The sequence below is a fragment of the Virgibacillus ihumii genome (genome assembly GCF_902726655.1).
Lineage (GTDB): Bacteria > Bacillota > Bacilli > Bacillales > Amphibacillaceae > Lentibacillus > Lentibacillus ihumii.
Genome location: NZ_CACVAN010000001.1, coordinates 1,414,738 through 1,431,292, shown reverse-complemented (window position 1 = coordinate 1,431,292; position 16,555 = coordinate 1,414,738). Strand labels below are relative to the sequence as shown.

General features: G+C 41.8%; 17 protein-coding genes and 1 riboswitch. All 17 genes read left to right on the top strand.

Going from position 1 to position 16,555, the window contains the following annotated elements:
* Window positions 1-4: 4 nt before the first annotated feature.
* The 17 genes from HUX68_RS07185 (at window position 5) to HUX68_RS07105 (ending at window position 16,548) form a co-directional block, all read left to right on the top strand.
* Window positions 5-1,180, top strand: coding sequence for an acetyl-CoA C-acetyltransferase (locus HUX68_RS07185; RefSeq protein ID WP_174614190.1), 1,176 nt, complete (start codon window positions 5-7; stop codon window positions 1,178-1,180).
* A gap of 123 nt (window positions 1,181-1,303) precedes the next feature.
* The gene (locus HUX68_RS07180; protein ID WP_174614189.1) at window positions 1,304-3,088 is read left to right on the top strand and encodes an acyl-CoA dehydrogenase family protein; all 1,785 of its coding nucleotides are present in this window, start codon (window positions 1,304-1,306) and stop codon (window positions 3,086-3,088) included.
* Window positions 3,089-3,278: 190 nt separating this feature from the next.
* A complete protein-coding gene (locus HUX68_RS07175) occupies window positions 3,279-3,635 on the top strand; it encodes an arsenate reductase family protein (protein WP_174614188.1) in 357 nt (118 codons plus the stop codon).
* A 63-nt stretch (window positions 3,636-3,698) separates the two neighbouring features.
* Window positions 3,699-4,082 (top strand): glycine cleavage system protein GcvH, encoded by a 384-nt coding sequence (gene gcvH, locus HUX68_RS07170; protein WP_174614187.1) that lies wholly within the window; start codon window positions 3,699-3,701, stop codon window positions 4,080-4,082.
* Between the two features lie 197 nt (window positions 4,083-4,279).
* Complete coding sequence (locus HUX68_RS07165) at window positions 4,280-4,633, top strand: toprim domain-containing protein (protein ID WP_174616372.1); 354 nt, start codon at window positions 4,280-4,282, stop codon at window positions 4,631-4,633.
* A 1-nt stretch (window position 4,634) separates the two neighbouring features.
* Window positions 4,635-4,955, top strand: coding sequence for a thioredoxin family protein (locus HUX68_RS07160; protein ID WP_343033616.1), 321 nt, complete (start codon window positions 4,635-4,637; stop codon window positions 4,953-4,955).
* A 66-nt stretch (window positions 4,956-5,021) separates the two neighbouring features.
* Window positions 5,022-5,133, top strand: a riboswitch (SAM riboswitch).
* A 95-nt stretch (window positions 5,134-5,228) separates the two neighbouring features.
* Window positions 5,229-6,260 carry a methionine ABC transporter ATP-binding protein gene (locus tag HUX68_RS07155; protein WP_174614185.1) on the top strand — a complete coding sequence of 344 codons (1,032 nt, stop codon included), beginning with the start codon at window positions 5,229-5,231 and terminating at the stop codon, window positions 6,258-6,260.
* On the top strand, window positions 6,250-6,918 hold the full coding sequence (locus tag HUX68_RS07150; protein ID WP_174614184.1) for a methionine ABC transporter permease: 669 nt from the start codon (window positions 6,250-6,252) through the stop codon (window positions 6,916-6,918). The genes HUX68_RS07155 and HUX68_RS07150 overlap by 11 nt, the downstream gene beginning before the upstream one ends.
* A gap of 15 nt (window positions 6,919-6,933) precedes the next feature.
* On the top strand, window positions 6,934-7,767 hold the full coding sequence (locus HUX68_RS07145) for a MetQ/NlpA family ABC transporter substrate-binding protein (protein ID WP_174614183.1): 834 nt from the start codon (window positions 6,934-6,936) through the stop codon (window positions 7,765-7,767).
* A gap of 220 nt (window positions 7,768-7,987) precedes the next feature.
* A complete protein-coding gene (locus HUX68_RS07140) occupies window positions 7,988-8,158 on the top strand; it encodes a YuzK family famiily protein (protein ID WP_174614182.1) in 171 nt (56 codons plus the stop codon).
* Between the two features lie 280 nt (window positions 8,159-8,438).
* Window positions 8,439-9,227, top strand: coding sequence for a Fe-S cluster assembly ATPase SufC (gene sufC / locus HUX68_RS07135; protein WP_174614181.1), 789 nt, complete (start codon window positions 8,439-8,441; stop codon window positions 9,225-9,227).
* An 18-nt stretch (window positions 9,228-9,245) separates the two neighbouring features.
* Window positions 9,246-10,556: a Fe-S cluster assembly protein SufD gene (sufD, locus tag HUX68_RS07130; RefSeq protein ID WP_174614180.1), complete on the top strand. Its 1,311-nt coding sequence runs from the start codon at window positions 9,246-9,248 to the stop codon at window positions 10,554-10,556.
* Complete coding sequence (locus HUX68_RS07125; RefSeq protein WP_174614179.1) at window positions 10,556-11,776, top strand: cysteine desulfurase; 1,221 nt, start codon at window positions 10,556-10,558, stop codon at window positions 11,774-11,776. The genes sufD and HUX68_RS07125 overlap by 1 nt, the downstream gene beginning before the upstream one ends.
* Window positions 11,766-12,197, top strand: coding sequence for a Fe-S cluster assembly sulfur transfer protein SufU (gene sufU, locus HUX68_RS07120; RefSeq protein ID WP_174614178.1), 432 nt, complete (start codon window positions 11,766-11,768; stop codon window positions 12,195-12,197). Before HUX68_RS07125 ends, sufU begins: the two co-directional genes overlap by 11 nt.
* 64 nt (window positions 12,198-12,261) lie before the next feature.
* Complete coding sequence (sufB, locus tag HUX68_RS07115; RefSeq protein ID WP_174614177.1) at window positions 12,262-13,659, top strand: Fe-S cluster assembly protein SufB; 1,398 nt, start codon at window positions 12,262-12,264, stop codon at window positions 13,657-13,659.
* 437 nt (window positions 13,660-14,096) lie between these two features.
* Window positions 14,097-15,548, top strand: coding sequence for an MFS transporter (locus tag HUX68_RS07110; RefSeq protein ID WP_174616371.1), 1,452 nt, complete (start codon window positions 14,097-14,099; stop codon window positions 15,546-15,548).
* A 184-nt stretch (window positions 15,549-15,732) separates the two neighbouring features.
* Window positions 15,733-16,548: a sulfite exporter TauE/SafE family protein gene (locus HUX68_RS07105; RefSeq protein ID WP_174614176.1), complete on the top strand. Its 816-nt coding sequence runs from the start codon at window positions 15,733-15,735 to the stop codon at window positions 16,546-16,548.
* Window positions 16,549-16,555 lie beyond the last annotated feature (7 nt).

The following is a 16,555-nucleotide window of genomic DNA, read 5'->3' as shown; positions in this document are numbered from 1 at the left end:
AAAGGTGAAGGAAGCAGTAATTGTTGCAGGTGCAAGAACCCCTGTAGGTAAAGCAAACAAAGGGTCACTGGCCAACACGAGACCTGATGACCTGGCAGCATTAACAATAAAAGAAACATTAAAACGGGCCGGCAATTATGCTGGCAATATTGATGATGTGATTATCGGATGTGCGATGCCGGAAGCAGAACAGGGCATGAACATGGCACGAAATATTGCGGGTCTTGCCGGACTGAAACATGATGTACCGGGAATTACAATTAACCGCTATTGCTCATCCGGTCTGCAAAGTATCGCTTATGCAGCTGAGCGTATTATGGTCGGTGCAAGTGATACGATGATTGCTGGTGGTGCCGAATCTATGAGTCTAGTTCCAGTTGGCGGTCACGTGATTAAACCAAATCCAAAGCTTGTCCAGGACGCTCCTGGATATTACATGGGAATGGGCTATACAGCAGAGGAAGTAGCAAATCGGTTTAACATTTCACGGGAGGACCAGGATAAATTTGCAGCACAAAGTCATGAACGTGCGGCTAAAGCAATTAAAGACGGCAATTTCAACGATGAAATTGTACCGGTCGAAGTTACAGAACGTGTTGTCGGTGCAAAAAACAACATTGAAGAAAAGAAAACGTTGTTCAAAATGGACGAAGGTGTGCGTGAAGGTACAACAACCGAAATCTTGGCAAAATTACGCCCGGCGTTCAATGTGAAAGGCTCTGTAACCGCCGGAAATTCCTCACAAATGAGCGATGGAGCGGCATCGGTTTTGATAATGGACCGGGAAAAGGCTGATGCGGAAGGGTTGAAGCCAATGGCCAAATTTCATTCATTTGCGGTTGCCGGGGTTGAGCCGGAAATTATGGGCGTTGGTCCAGTGGGAGCAGTTCCAAAGGCATTAAAAATTGCCGGATTGGAGCTGAAAGATATTGGTCTGATTGAACTGAACGAAGCGTTTGCATCTCAATCAGTAAGGGTCATCCAGGCGCTTGATTTGGATCCGGAAATCGTCAATGTCAATGGCGGCGCAATTGCACTAGGTCACCCACTTGGCATGACAGGAACCAAATTAACGCTTAGCCTCATTCATGAAATGAAACGGCGGAACGTACAATATGGTGTCGTAACCATGTGTATCGGCGGTGGAATGGGTGCAGCCGGTGTGTTTGAACTGCTGTAAGTGAATGTGTAACGCCAATCGAGGGAGTGACACAAATCAACGGTTAATTCGATTTGACAACGGTTTATTTCTGGGTAAGCGAGATGCTTGGCCAATATTCCATAATGGAAAGGAACGATTATAATGGGCGAAACGAAAGAAAGGCTTTTTAAGGGCGGAGCATTTTTAATTGAAGACCTGACAGGCGATGATGTTATAACGCCTGAAGATTTTACCGATGAACATAACATGATTGCTAAAACGACGGAAGATTTTGTTGCTGGTGAAGTATTACCGAAGATTGACAATCTGGAAAATCATGAATTTGAACATTCAGTGGATTTGCTGAAAAAAGCAGGGGGACTTGGGCTACTCGGTGCTGATGTTCCGGAAGAGTATGGCGGTCTGGCGCTTGACAAAATCAGTTCATCATTAATCACGGAGAAATTTTCACGCGCAGGCGGATTCTCGGTAACACATGGGGCCCATGTCGGAATTGGTTCACTTCCAATCGTATTTTTCGGAAATGCTGCACAAAAAGAAAACTATCTGCCCAAACTGGCGACAGGTGAATTGCTGGCCGCATATGCACTGACAGAACCGAGCTCAGGTTCTGATGCGCTTGGTGCAAAAACGACTGCAAAATTGAACGATGCCGGTACACATTACATTTTAAACGGTGAAAAACAGTGGATCACGAATTCAGCTTTTGCCGATGTTTTCATTGTTTATGCCAAAATTGATGGCGAGCATTTTTCAGCATTTATTGTTGAACGTGAATTTCCGGGTGTTTCTACAGGTCCGGAAGAGCATAAAATGGGAATCAAAAGTTCATCGACACGTACACTTATTTTGGAAGATGCGGAAGTGCCGGTGGAAAACTTGCTCGGTGATAAAGGAAAGGGACACAAAATCGCCTTTAACATCCTGAACGTTGGCCGCTACAAATTGGCAATCGGCGGTGTCGGCGGTTCAAAAAGAGGAATTGAACTCGCGACAAAATATGTGAACGAACGGAAGCAATTTAATACGCCGATTTCCAGATTCAGCCTGACACAGGAAAAACTTGCCGCAATGGCGGCAAGGACATATGCCAATGAAAGTGCCGTTTACCGGACAGTAGGCTTGTTTGAACAGCGCATGGGGGCATTGACCGATGAACAGTTGAAGGATGGGCGTGAAGTTGCAAAAGCCATCGCAGAGTATCAGATTGAATGCTCGATGAACAAATATACAGCGACAGAGTGTCTGGATTATGTTACTGATGAGGCGGTACAACTGCATGGCGGGTATGGTTTCATGGAAGAATATGAAGTTGCCCGCATGTATCGTGACTCACGGATCAATCGGATTTTTGAAGGAACCAATGAAATTAACCGGCTGATTGTACCAGGAACATTACTGAAAAAGGCAATGAAAGGCGAGTTGCCACTGCTGCAAAAAGCACAAACTTTGCAGGAAGAGCTCATGATGATGATGCCGGAAGAAGTTGGCGACGAACCATTGGATCAGGAAAAATATCTGTTGAAAAACGCGAAGAAAATGGTGCTGCTTGGCGCAGGTCTCGCTGCACAAAAATATATGAAAAAGCTCGAGAATGAACAGGAAATCCTGGTTAACCTAGCTGATATGACAGCAGAGGTTTACAATATGGAATCTGCCATTCTCCGTACCGAAAAGGCATTCAACAAAGACGGTGCAGAAAAAGCGAAGCAAAAACTTCTGTATACACAAGTATATGTGCAGGAAGCATTTAACCGCATCGAAGCGGATGCAAAAGAAACGTTAATTGCTGTTGAATCCGGTGACACACTCCGTATGATGCTGTCATCATTGCGGAAACTGACCCGTCATACGCCGACAAACGTAATTGCGAAAAAACGTGAAATTGCAGCGGGAATAATTGAATCTGAAAAATATTACGTGTAAGAAGAAAACAAAACTGCCTCACCTTAACCGGTGCTGCAGTTTTGTTTTTTCCAAGCACGTGATTGACTGCGGTTTGGCATTACCAGAAGTTGATGGATTACGTCGAATTTTTATTCTCAGCTTTTTCGTCGACCATTCTTCCGTATTTTTGCTATAATGTATCCAATAGGAATAAATGGAGGGATGCGGAATGGGATTGACATTTTACTGGTATCCGAACTGTGGTACTTGTAAAAAGGCAAAAAAGTGGCTGGACGAACAGAAATTGGATTATAAGCCTGTACATATTGTAGAAACGCCACCGTCTAAAGATAAGCTGTTGGAATTGATTGATAAAAGCGGTCTGCCAGCTAAAAAATTTTTTAATACGAGTGGGAAGAAATATCGGGAACAAAACATAAAGGAAAAAATCAAAGATGCGGATGCAGAAGAAATGGCAGAATTGCTTTCGTCTGACGGTATGCTGATTAAACGGCCGATTGTCACTGATGGAGAAAATGTAACGGTTGGTTTCAAAGAAGAGGTTTTTGAGGAAACCTGGAAGTAGTACTGGAAAAAACAGCCCGAACTTAGTATAGTAAAAATGCAATCTATTATCGGAGGGATTTCAATGAGTTTACCGAAAGATTTGTTATATTCAGAAGAGCACGAATGGGTTAAAAAAGAAGGTGACAAAGTACGAATCGGCATTACCGACTTTGCACAATCCGAATTAGGTGACATCGTATTTGTTGAACTTCCGGAAGCTGGTGATGAACTCGAACTGGATGAGCCTTTTGGCAGTGTAGAATCTGTAAAAACAGTATCGGAATTGTATGCGCCGATCAGCGGAAAAGTAGTTGAGATTAATGAAGAACTGGAAGACAGTCCTGAATTTGTTAATGAATCCCCGTACGACAAAGCATGGATGGTTGTAGTGGAGCCATCAGATGAATCAGAACTTGATAAACTGCTTTCACCTGAAAAATATGAAGAAATTGTAGATGAAGACTAAAGAAAAAGCGGGCTCAAGGCCTGCTTTTTTTCTTTTTGCAGATGGCAAGCTTATACGGTCGATGTTATAAAGCCTTAAAGATAGCTGAATTTTGTAATCGTAATGAATTATTGCATCGAGGCATAAAATAACAATACAGACTGGGTGCTGTGTTATAATTTAAAATGAATCTGTTTTCAGCTGGGAGCGATTTGGTGATGACGGATGATCCGGGAAAGATAATTATTGTAGAAGGTTTGACCGACAAGAAGCAAATTAAAAAGGTTATAGCGGAAGAACTGGATGTCGTTTGCACGAATGGCACACTTGGCGTTGAGCGATTTGATGAACTGCTGGAGACGTACAATTTGGACGATCGTGACGTCTATATTTTGGTGGATGAAGACAGTTCCGGAATTAAATTGCGGCGGCAGTTGACACGGGAACTTCCTCATGCCGAACATATGCATGTAAGCGGTGAATACCGCGAAGTTGCCGCAACCCCGGAACACGATATAGCAGTGGAATTGGCCGGAAAAGGTATCAGGGTCAATCCGATTTTTTTACAATAGGGTGATAAGTTTGCAGGAAGCAACTGAGGAAGTTTTGCAGCAGGAACGTTTTCTACTATATATTTACACACCATTTTGCGGAACGTGCAGTCTGGCAAAATCGATGCTGGATAAAATTGAGTCGGTACATGGCGAACATATTTTTTATGAAATGAATGCATCCCTGAATCCTGATTTGATGCAGGAGTATAAAGTGGAAAGTGTTCCGTGTCTGCTGATTAAGGACAGGGACGAGGTAAAAGAAAAGGTTTATGCATTTCGTTCCATTCCAAATATATATAACTATCTGATGAAATATAAACCTGAGTTATTTGTGAAATAATAATTGACATGCATGAAGAAGCGTGCTAATATCATTTTTATACTTTATTAATTAAATATGTGAATTCTCTTATCCTGAGCGGTGGAGGGGCTGGCCCTGCGAAACCGCGGCAACCTCAAATAATTTTTTATTTGAAAGGTGCCAATTCCTGCAAAGCATTTGCTTTGACAGATGAGAGAACGTGAAGATGCAATTTTACGTCTTTCTGTTCTCTTACGGAAAGACGTTTTTCTATTTTTTATGGCGCATAATAGTGTCTGAAGGAGGATTTTGTTGATTTTAATAGAGGGTTTAAGCAAAGTATTCACATCAAATAAGAATGAAATTACAGCTGTTGACGATTTAACCCTTTCGATAAACGAAGGAGAAATATTTGGCGTTATAGGCTACAGCGGTGCTGGAAAAAGTACGTTTGTACGGCTTTTGAACCGTTTGGAAGATCCTTCAGATGGACGGATTGTCATTAATCAGCAGGAAATTACAGCACTGAATAATAAACAGTTGCGACTGGCGCGACAGGAAATCGGGATGATCTTTCAGCATTTTAATTTACTTTGGTCGCGGACAGTAAAAGATAATATTGCATTCCCGCTCGAAATCGCCGGTGTGCCGAAGCGTGAACGTGAAGCCCGTGTAGAGGAATTAATCAAGCTGGTTGGCTTGTCCGGCAGAGATAATGCCTATCCATCACAATTGAGCGGCGGACAGAAACAGCGGGTCGGCATCGCTAGGGCACTGGCTAACCGGCCGAAAGTGCTCCTCTGTGATGAGGCTACATCAGCACTTGATCCGGAAACAACGAATGCGATTCTTGATCTTTTAGTCGACATCAATAAAAAACTCGGGCTGACTGTTATCCTGATTACCCATGAAATGCATGTAATTCGTAAAATCTGCAACCGAGTTGCGGTCATGGAAGAAGGAAAAGTTGTTGAACAGGGTGATATGCTGGATGTCTTTTTGAGACCCCAGCAACAGGTCACGAGAAAATTTGTGGAACAGGTAATGGGAACCAGTGACGAGAATGAAGGCTACACTAAGTTGATTGAAACGTATGAAAGCGGCAAAATCATCCGCTTGCACTTCATTGGGGAAACGGCGAATCAGGCATTGGTCAGTAAAGTTGCCAAAAAGTTTGCCATTGACATTAATATTTTGCAGGGGAAAATAACGCAGACACAGCGTGGGGCATATGGAACGCTGTTTGTCCAGATCGATGGCGAATTGGCTGAAATGGATAAGGCAGTTAACTATATAGTGAATGAAACCTCTGTTGAAGTGGAGGTGGTTCGCGATGTTGACTGAGTTGTTTCCGAATATCGATACACAGGAGTTATGGATCGCGACATATGAGACATTTTATATGACGGTCCTCGCATTGATTGGGACACTGGTTCTCGGGATTGCACTAGGGCTAATGCTTTATCTGACAGATAGAGGCGGTATCTGGCAGAATAAAACTTTTAACGTGATTGTTGCAGCCATTGTGAATGTGTCCCGGGCAATACCGTTTATTATACTGATTTTACTGCTTTTTCCTTTTACTGACTTTTTAATCGGTACAGTCCGCGGACCGAATGCCGCGTTGCCCGCTTTGATAATCGGTTCGGCACCTTTTTACGGAAGGCTTGTTGAAATTGCCCTGAAAGAAGTGGACAAAGGTGTCATCGAGGCAGCCAAATCAATGGGTGCTAAAAGCTTGACAATAATTTTTCGGGTTCTGTTGCCGGAATCGATGCCTGCACTTGTATCAGGTCTGACCGTAACCGCCATTGCGCTAATCAGCTACACTGCGATGGCAGGTGTTATCGGTGCAGGTGGACTTGGAAGTTACGCTTATTTCTTTGGTTTTCAACGCCAGGAATTTGATGTCGTTCTGATTTGTACAATCTTAATTGTAATTATTGTATTTATTTTTCAGTTCATTGGAGACTTTATTTCCAAAAAATTAGATAAAAGATAAAAGGGGAGAATTCAGATGAAAAAGATTTTGGCACTATTATCTGTATTATTTATTTTGATACTCGCAGCGTGCGGTGGGGAGGAATCCAGCGCGAAAGACAATGTTATTGAAGTTGGTGCATCCAGTACACCACATGCAAAAATTTTGGAGAAAGCAAAGCCAATTTTGAAGGAAAAGGGTATTACCCTTAAAATTGAGGAATATCAGGATTATATACTGCCAAATAAAGACCTGTCCAACGGTGAAATTGATGCAAACTATTTTCAGCATATTCCATATTTAAAAACACAAAAGGAAGAACTCGGTTATAATTTTACACACCTTGGTGGCATCCATATCGAACCTATGGGGATATATTCCAAAACGTATGACAGTCTTAAAGAAGTTAAGGAAGGAACGGAAGTACTGATGAGTCGTTCCGTTGCAGACCATGGTCGCACATTAGCCTTACTTGAAAAAGCAGGCCTGATTAAATTGGCTGATGGTGTTGATAAAGTGGAAGCGACCGTCGATGATATTGTGGAAAACCCGAAAAATCTGATGTTTTCCCCTGAATATGAAGCAGCATTTCTGCCGGAACTTTATGAAACGGAAGAAAATACACTGGTGGCCATCAATACAAACTATGCGATTGGCGCAGGTTTAAATCCGACAGAGGATGCACTGATTATTGAGGGTGAGGAATCACCGTATGTGAATGTGGTTGCTGTTAAGAAAGAAAACAAGGATAATGAAGCATTAAATACACTGGTGGATGTGCTTCATTCCAAGGAAATTCAAGATTATATCCTGAAAGAATTCGATGGAGCGGTTGTGCCGGTTGACGGCAAGGCATCTGACGACAAGTAAAGTGGTCTGCTCGAAAGTCGAATTTTAAGGAAAACCTAGCAAATCAGAGCATTTTGCCAAATGTTTTTATGAAAGTCGGCTATCTATTTTTCAGTGAATTAAACATGGACCTGGGGTTTCACAGAGGTTTAAATCGCTTTTGGAGTGGGAATTGTCCTGTGTTACGATAATTGTTGTAAATAATTCGAAAGGATGATTCACTATTTATAGTGGAATTAAAATGAATTACACTCCAGAGATGGAGAAAGCGATGCAACAGTCGCACAGAATTGGATTTGCCGAGTATGAAAGAAAACTTGACAAACGCATTTATGTTGAAAAGAGACGACAGCATGAATATGATAAATGTAAGAAAATAGTAGCTGAAATTGACAGTCAACTTCATAAATAAAGACTATCGCTGGTGCTCCCTTTGGGTACCAGCGATTTTTTGATATGTTTTATTGAAGAAATTTTACTGGAAGGTTAATTTCCAACAATAAATAATATATAATAATGTAGAAACTTGGTCATAAACTTGAAGTTTTTTTATATTCAAATATCTTATTTCATGCATATTAAAGAGTTGATTATAGATTCGAAATGATTTAAGATTATAATGAGAATAGATTGAGAATGGATATAAAGTCCATTTGAAATAAAGAACATAAATAGTAACTGGAGGTATCAACATGGCAGGATCGACGTTAGAAATCAAGAATCTTCATGTAACCATTGAAGGTAACCAAATATTAAAAGGTGTAGACCTTACGATAAAGGGTGGCGAATTCCATGCAGTAATGGGACCCAATGGTACTGGTAAGTCAACACTTGCTTCAGCAATCATGGGTCATCCAAAATTTGAAATCACTGAAGGGGAAGTGCTCCTGGACGGTGAAAACGTTCTGGAAATGGAAGTTGATGAGCGTGCACGGGCAGGATTGTTTCTTGGTATGCAATACCCAAGTGAAATCAGCGGTGTAACAACATCCGACTTTTTGCGTTCATCTATTAACGCACGCCGTGAAGAAGGCGACGAAATTTCGTTGATGAAATTCATTAAGGAAATGGACAGCGTGCTTGATTTTCTGGAGATCGACAAAAACATGGCACAGCGCTATTTGAATGAAGGATTCTCCGGCGGGGAGAAAAAGCGTAATGAGATTCTTCAATTAATGCTCATCAAACCGGAAATTGCGATTCTGGATGAAATTGACTCCGGTCTGGATATCGACGCATTGAAAGTCGTATCTAAAGGGATTAATAAAATGCGTGATGACAACTTTGGCTGCCTGATTATTACCCACTATCAGCGTCTGTTGAACTACATTACTCCGGATAAAGTGCATGTAATGATGCAGGGACGTGTAGTGAAATCCGGCGGACCTGAACTGGCGCAGCGCCTTGAATCTGAAGGTTATGACTGGATTAAGGAAGAACTTGGCATTGAAGACGACGAAACAGTTGAACAAAAAGCGTAAAAAGTTAGGAGGGGTAAAATGACTGTAGAAACAAAGCTGCCATACGACAAAGAATATATCAGCCAGTTTTCACAAGACAAAAATGAACCGGAATGGATGCGGGAATTACGCCTTCAAGCTTTGGAGCAAGCTGATTCATTGGAAATGCCAAAACCCGATAAAACCAAAATCAACAGATGGAATTTCAATAAGTTCAAGCATGAAGCAGTAAAAAGCGATGAAATTTCATCATTGAATGATTTGCCGGCAGATATTCAGGAATTTCTGGATATGGAAAACGAATCAGGCAATCTTCTGATACAGCGTAACCACACACTTGCATATGCTTCCGTAAGTGAAGAGCTGAAAGAGAAAGGTGTTATTTTTACCGATATTTTCACAGCATTAAATGAACATCCGGAATTGGTTCAGCGTTATTACATGAAAGATGCAGTTTCGATTGATGAACATCGTCTGACTGCACTTCATGCTGCATTAATGAACGGCGGGGCATTCGTTTATGTTCCAAAAAACGTACAGGTGGAAGATCCGCTTCATGTTATTTTCTGGCAGGAAGATCCGGAAACAGCATTGTTCAATCATGTATTGGTTGTAGCGGATGATAATAGTTCCCTTACCTACGTGGAAAACTATGTATCACAGAATGCTGAACAGGAAACCGTTGCAAATATTGTAACAGAAGTCATTGCCAACAATAATGCACAAGTTTCATTTGGCGCAGTTGATAATCTTGCGGCAGGAACCACTTCCTATATTAACCGGCGTGGTGTTGCATATCGTGATGCCAAACTTGATTGGGCACTGGGTCAAATGAATGATGGTAACACGGTTTCAGAAAATGTGACACATCTTGTTGGTGACAACTCCGGCTCTAATGCACGTGCCGTGTCTGTTGGACGTGGGAAGCAAACACAGAACTTCACAGCTAACATCGTGCACTTTGGCAAGGATTCGGAAGGCCATATTCTGCAGCACGGTGTTATGAAAGAACAATCGACTGCAATTTTTAATGGTATTGGCAAAATCGAACATGGTGCAACACGCTCGAATGCTGAACAGGAGTCCCGTGTATTGATGCTCAGTGAAAAAGCACGAGGTGACGCCAATCCGATTCTCTTAATTGAAGAAGACGATGTTACAGCAGGTCACGCAGCTTCTGTCGGACGTGTTGACCCGCTTCAACTATATTATCTGATGAGCCGTGGTATTACGCGTCATGAGGCGGAGCGCCTGATTATTCATGGATTCCTTGCACCGGTTGTTGGTGAATTGCCGATTGCATCCGTGAAAGAACAGTTGACACGAGTAATTGAAAGGAAGGTTTACTAATGGATGTAAAAGCCATACGGCAGCAATTTCCTGCATTAAACCAGGAAGTGAATGGACATCCTTTAGTATATCTGGATTCATCGGCAACATCGCAAAAACCGCAATCGGTTATTGACGCTGTAGATACCTATTATCGTCAGGATAATTCGAACGTACACCGCGGTGTTCACACGCTGGGTACCAGAGCGACAGAGAAATATGAAGGTGCCCGTGAAAAGGTGCGGCGCTTCATTAATGCTGACAGCACCGCTGAAATTATTTTCACACGCGGTACAACCACTTCGATTAATACAGTTGCATACAGTTATGCCCGGGCAAACCTGACGACAGGGGACGAAATTGTGATTAACCCGATGGAGCATCACAGCAATATCATTCCCTGGCAACAGGCTGCAAAAGCAACAGGTGCAACATTGAAATATATTCCATTACAAAATGATGGAACGATTGCTCTTGAGGATGTACGGGAAACTGTAACACCCAACACTAAAATAGTTGCGGTAACACACGTTTCCAACGTGCTTGGAACTATCAATCCGGTTAAGGAAATAAGCCGGATCGCTCACGATAACGGTGCTGTAATCCTAATTGACGGGGCTCAGGGTGCACCGCATATGAAGGTCGATGTGAAAGAAATAGACTGTGATTTTTATGCATTTTCAGGTCATAAAATGTGTGGTCCAACAGGTATTGGTGTACTTTACGGCAAGCGGGAACTTCTTGAAAACATGGAACCAGTTGAATTCGGCGGGGAAATGATTGATTTTGTTAATCTGTACGACTCAACGTGGAAAGAACTTCCATGGAAATTTGAAGGTGGAACCCCTATTATAGCAGGAGCAGTCGGGTTGGGTGCAGCAATTGATTTTCTGAATGATGTTGGTTTGGATAACATTGCGGCACATGAGCATAAAATTGCTGCATACGCACTTGATAAAATGCGTGCACTTGACGGGAAAACCGTCTATGGTCCGGAAGAGCGGGCAGCTTTGGTTACCTTTAATCTGAATGATGTTCATCCGCACGATACCGCGACAGTCCTTGATGCGGAAGGTGTTGCGGTCAGGGCAGGACATCATTGTGCCCAGCCTCTCATGAAGTGGCTTGATGTCACAGCAACCGCACGTGCAAGCTTTTATCTGTATAATACAGAGGAAGATATTGATCGTTTAGTTGATGGACTTTTGAAGACGAAGGAGTATTTCGGTGATGTCTTTTAACAACCTTGATACACTATACAGACAGGTAATCATGGATCATTATAAAAATCCGAGAAACCGCGGGACTGTTGAAGGTGACGCATTGACTGTCGACATGAACAATCCGACATGCGGGGATCGGATCCAGCTGCAGCTGCAGGTGGAAGATGGTATTGTCAGAGATGCTAAGTTTACCGGTGAAGGCTGTTCCATCAGCATGTCATCAGCATCCATGATGACACAGGCAATCAAAGGGAAAAAGCTGGAAGATGCACTGAATATGTCAAAGGCTTTTTCACAGATGATGCTTGGGGAAGAAATGGATACCGGTGATCTTGACTTTGGGGATGTTGAAGCATTGCAGGGCGTATCCAAGTTTCCTGCACGCATCAAATGTGCTACACTAGCATGGAAGGCAATGGAAAAAGGTGTTCAGGAATAAAAGGGTTACTGATTAAATCAGTTTTGGAACTATAAAGTACGAACACTATAAGGAGGTATTCAGCATGGCTAAAAACATGCCTGAAATGGAAGACTATAAATATGGCTTTCATGATAAAGACGTATCAGTTTTTCGCTCTGGAAAAGGTTTGACACGTGAAGTGGTTGAAGAAATTTCCAGAATGAAGGAAGAACCACAGTGGATGCTGGATTATCGTTTGAAATCATTGGAACAATTTTATAAAATGCCGATGCCACAATGGGGCGGCGACCTTTCGGAATTGGATTTTGATGAAATTGTCTATTATGTCAAACCATCTGAGCGCCAAGGTAAAACCTGGGATGAAGTACCAGATGAAATCAAGCAGACATTCGATAAACTTGGTATTCCGGAAGCGGAACAAAAATATTTGGCAGGTGTATCAGCTCAGTATGAATCTGAAGTAGTATACCATAACCTGAAGGAAGACTTGGAAGAACTCGGTATCATCTTTAAGGATACGGATACAGCGCTGAAAGAAAATGAAGATCTTGTCAAAGAATATTTCGGAAAAGTTATTCCTTCCTCGGACAATAAGTTTGCTGCACTGAACTCAGCAGTATGGTCCGGCGGTTCGTTCATCTATGTACCAAAAGGTGTTAAATCAACAACACCACTGCAGGCATATTTTCGTATTAACTCGGAAAATATGGGGCAGTTCGAACGTACGCTGATTATTGCCGATGAAGGCTCTTCCGTACAATATGTGGAAGGCTGTACTGCACCGGTTTATACAACAAACTCTCTGCATAGTGCAGTTGTTGAGATTTTTGTTCATAAAGATGCGTACTGCCGTTATACTACAATCCAAAACTGGGCAAATAACGTTTATAACCTGGTTACAAAACGTACTTCTGTTGATGCAAATGGAACAATGGAATGGATCGACGGAAACCTTGGGTCCAAATTGACGATGAAATATCCTTCATGTCTTCTGAAGGGTGAAGGCGCACGGGGAAATACACTGTCAATCGCAATAGCCGGAAAAGGGCAGGTTCAGGATGCAGGTGCAAAAATGTATCACCTGGCTCCAAACACATCGTCAAGCATTGTTTCAAAATCCGTTTCCAAGCAAGGCGGTAAAGTTAACTACCGCGGACTTGTCCATTTCGGACGCAAAGCAGACAATGCCCGTTCCAATATCGAATGTGATACGCTGATTATGGATAATGAATCAACATCAGATACGATTCCATACAACGAAATCAACAATGACAATATTTCACTGGAGCACGAAGCTAAAGTATCCAAAGTATCAGAAGAACAGCTCTTCTATCTGATGAGTCGCGGACTTGGCGAAGAAGAAGCGACTGAAATGATTGTCATGGGCTTCATTGAGCCATTTACAAAAGAACTTCCAATGGAATACGCAGTCGAAATGAACCGGCTGATCAAGATGGAAATGGAAGGTTCTATCGGTTAATAAATACCCCCCTTGTCACAGCAATATTTGTGACAAGGGGTTTTTTGGTGTGAAGGTCTTATTTTTATGGGTAACTTTAATTACAGTAGCAATGCCTCAAATTTTTTGTAGGATTTGAAGTCCATGAAGTTCATAATATGCTTCGTGGATTTTTTGTTCATGACAAATGAACGCAAAAATAGGTTATTTGACCATTTCGGCTGCTGGACGAGATTGTTATAATAGTCAATACATATTTTTTAAACTGGAGGTGCTTCAGTCACTCAGGTAATTTTATTTAGTTAATCACATAAAATAGGTTTTAATTTTTTCTGGAAAGGAAAATAAAACTTGTGGAAATAAAATATAATTCCACGGGTTTCGGTTAGGATAAGAAAGAGACGAAAACGAGGAGGAGCAACTAGGTGGATAAAAAGAAAAAATTTCGTAAAAAAAATATGCAACACTTACATAAAGATGATGTGACTGTTGTGGACACAAAGCTGGCAAGGAAATCAGTTATCGCAACAGCAATTGGTAACGCAATGGAATGGTTTGATTTTGGTATTTATTCATATCTCGCGGTTATTCTAGGTGCGTTGTTTTTCCCTGAATTCAGCGGTCCATTACAGTTAGTGTTCAGTTTTGCTACATTTGCTGTCGCCTTTTTGGTCCGTCCATTCGGTGGATTGTTTTTCGGAATGCTTGGTGACCGAATCGGACGGAAAAGAATACTGGCTATTACGTTAATTATCATGGCATTTGCAACACTAAGCATCGGGCTGATTCCAACCTATTCTTCCATCGGTATAACTGCACCGATATTATTGCTTGTGGCAAGGCTTATTCAAGGTTTTTCAGCAGGTGGGGAATATTCAGGTGCTATGACATTTATTGCCGAATCAACGGCTGATAAGAAACGTGGATTTTTATCCAGCGGTCTGGAAGTAGGTACGTTGGTAGGCTATATCACTGGTGCTGGAATTGTTACTCTTCTAAGTTATGTACTGGGATCAGAAACGATGCATGACTGGGGATGGCGAATCCCGTTCATCATAGCTGCACCTATTGGTATCATTGGGTTTTATTTGCGTAGTAATTTGGAAGAAACTCCGGCTTTTGAATCCAGGAGTGAGGAAGAAGAGGAAGAGAAAAAACAAAAAGCATCCCTTAAAAATATTTTCGTATATCATCGCAGGTCATTACTGATTGGCTTGGGATTGGTATCATTCTACAATACGGTTTACTACGTGATTTTGACTTACATGCCTTCTCATCTAAATGCTGTGCTTGGCTATGGAAATACAAAAGGATTGTTGCTGATATTGGTCGTGATGGTCATCATGATTCCATTTGTCTTAATGGCAGGTTATTTTAGTGACCGTATTGGAAATAAGCGGATTATTTTGTTCGGGATATCCGGAATGATTATTTTATCAATCCCATCCTTTCTGTTAATCGGAAGTGGAAATAGTTGGCTGGTTTTCTTGGGGTTACTAATTTTGGGCGCTTTACTTGCCTCTTTCCAAGGTGTTATGCCGTCGTTATTGCCTTCCCTCTTTTTTACAGAAGTACGATACGGGTCATTGGCGATTACGTATAATGTGGCAACATCAATATTTGGCGGTACTGCCCCGCTGGTTGTTTCATGGTTAATCAGTGCAACGATGAGCAGGATGGTTCCTGCATACTATATCATGTTTGCATCGGTTATCGGTATAATTATTGTTGCATTCTTTGTTGTCGAAACTTCAGGAAAATCACTCAGAGGACAGCCGCCTGCTGTAGAGGAACAGCATGAAATAGAGGATGTTTTAGAGGATCCTGAGGAAGCTTTATGGTGGAGGGAAGAAAAAAGTGAAATCGCAGAAAGAAAAGATGATAATGACCAAGGTGAAAAAGATGATTAAGTAAATATGCTTTACACAGTGCCACATAAATAATGGATTTATGTGGCACTCCAATTGTATGGACGATTGCAGTTTTTTGCCCGATTCATGAAAATAAGAATGAGTCACTACAATTTAAAATCGTGCAATTCTCTTTCGATTAATGCTACTATAAGGGTAGAGACTTGGATTGGCAGGGATTGTATTGGTTTATATTTTATGTGTTGTAATAGCTGTCGCGGCGGCATTTGTTGGCAGCCTGATTGGGCTCGGTGGCGGGATTGTCCTTATTCCAAGCCTGTTATTTTTATATAAACATTCGGATGTGTTCTCGTGGGCAGAACCGCAGATGATTGTCGGAATTTCCCTTGTCACAATGGTTTTTACCGCTCTCTCATCAACAGTTTCTTATATGAGGCAGGGGAGGGTGGATTACAAAACGGGTCTTCTGTTTCTGATTGGATGTGTTCCGGCCGGTATTTTCGGGTCGTGGCTGAATCAATTTGTGGATACCGAACGATTTACTTTGTATTTTGGTATCCTGATGATTGCTTTATCCACGCTTTTTCTGATTAAACGGAAACGACCGGATATAGATTTAACCAATGCAGCTAAAGTCCGTACCTTCACAGTCGATAACCAGACGTACCATTATAAAATATCTGTATGGCAGGCGGTTGTCATTTCTGTTATTGTCGGGATTCTCTCGGGGCTATTTGGAATTGGCGGCGGGTCAATCATGGTACCGGCATTAATTTTACTTTTTGGTATTCCAGTTCATATCGCAACAGCAACATCGATGTTCATGATTTTTTTTATTGGCATTATCAGTGCCGGAACCCATATTTTCCTGGGGCATGTCATTTGGGAGTATGCGATTCTGTTTATCCCGGGGGCATTAATCGGTGGGGTAATCGGTGCGAAGGTTAACCAGCTCATCAAAGGAAATATATTGGAATGGGCGCTGCGATTCATACTTGTTATTATTGGAGCACGCTTAATTATTGAGGGAATTATGTAAGGAGCAT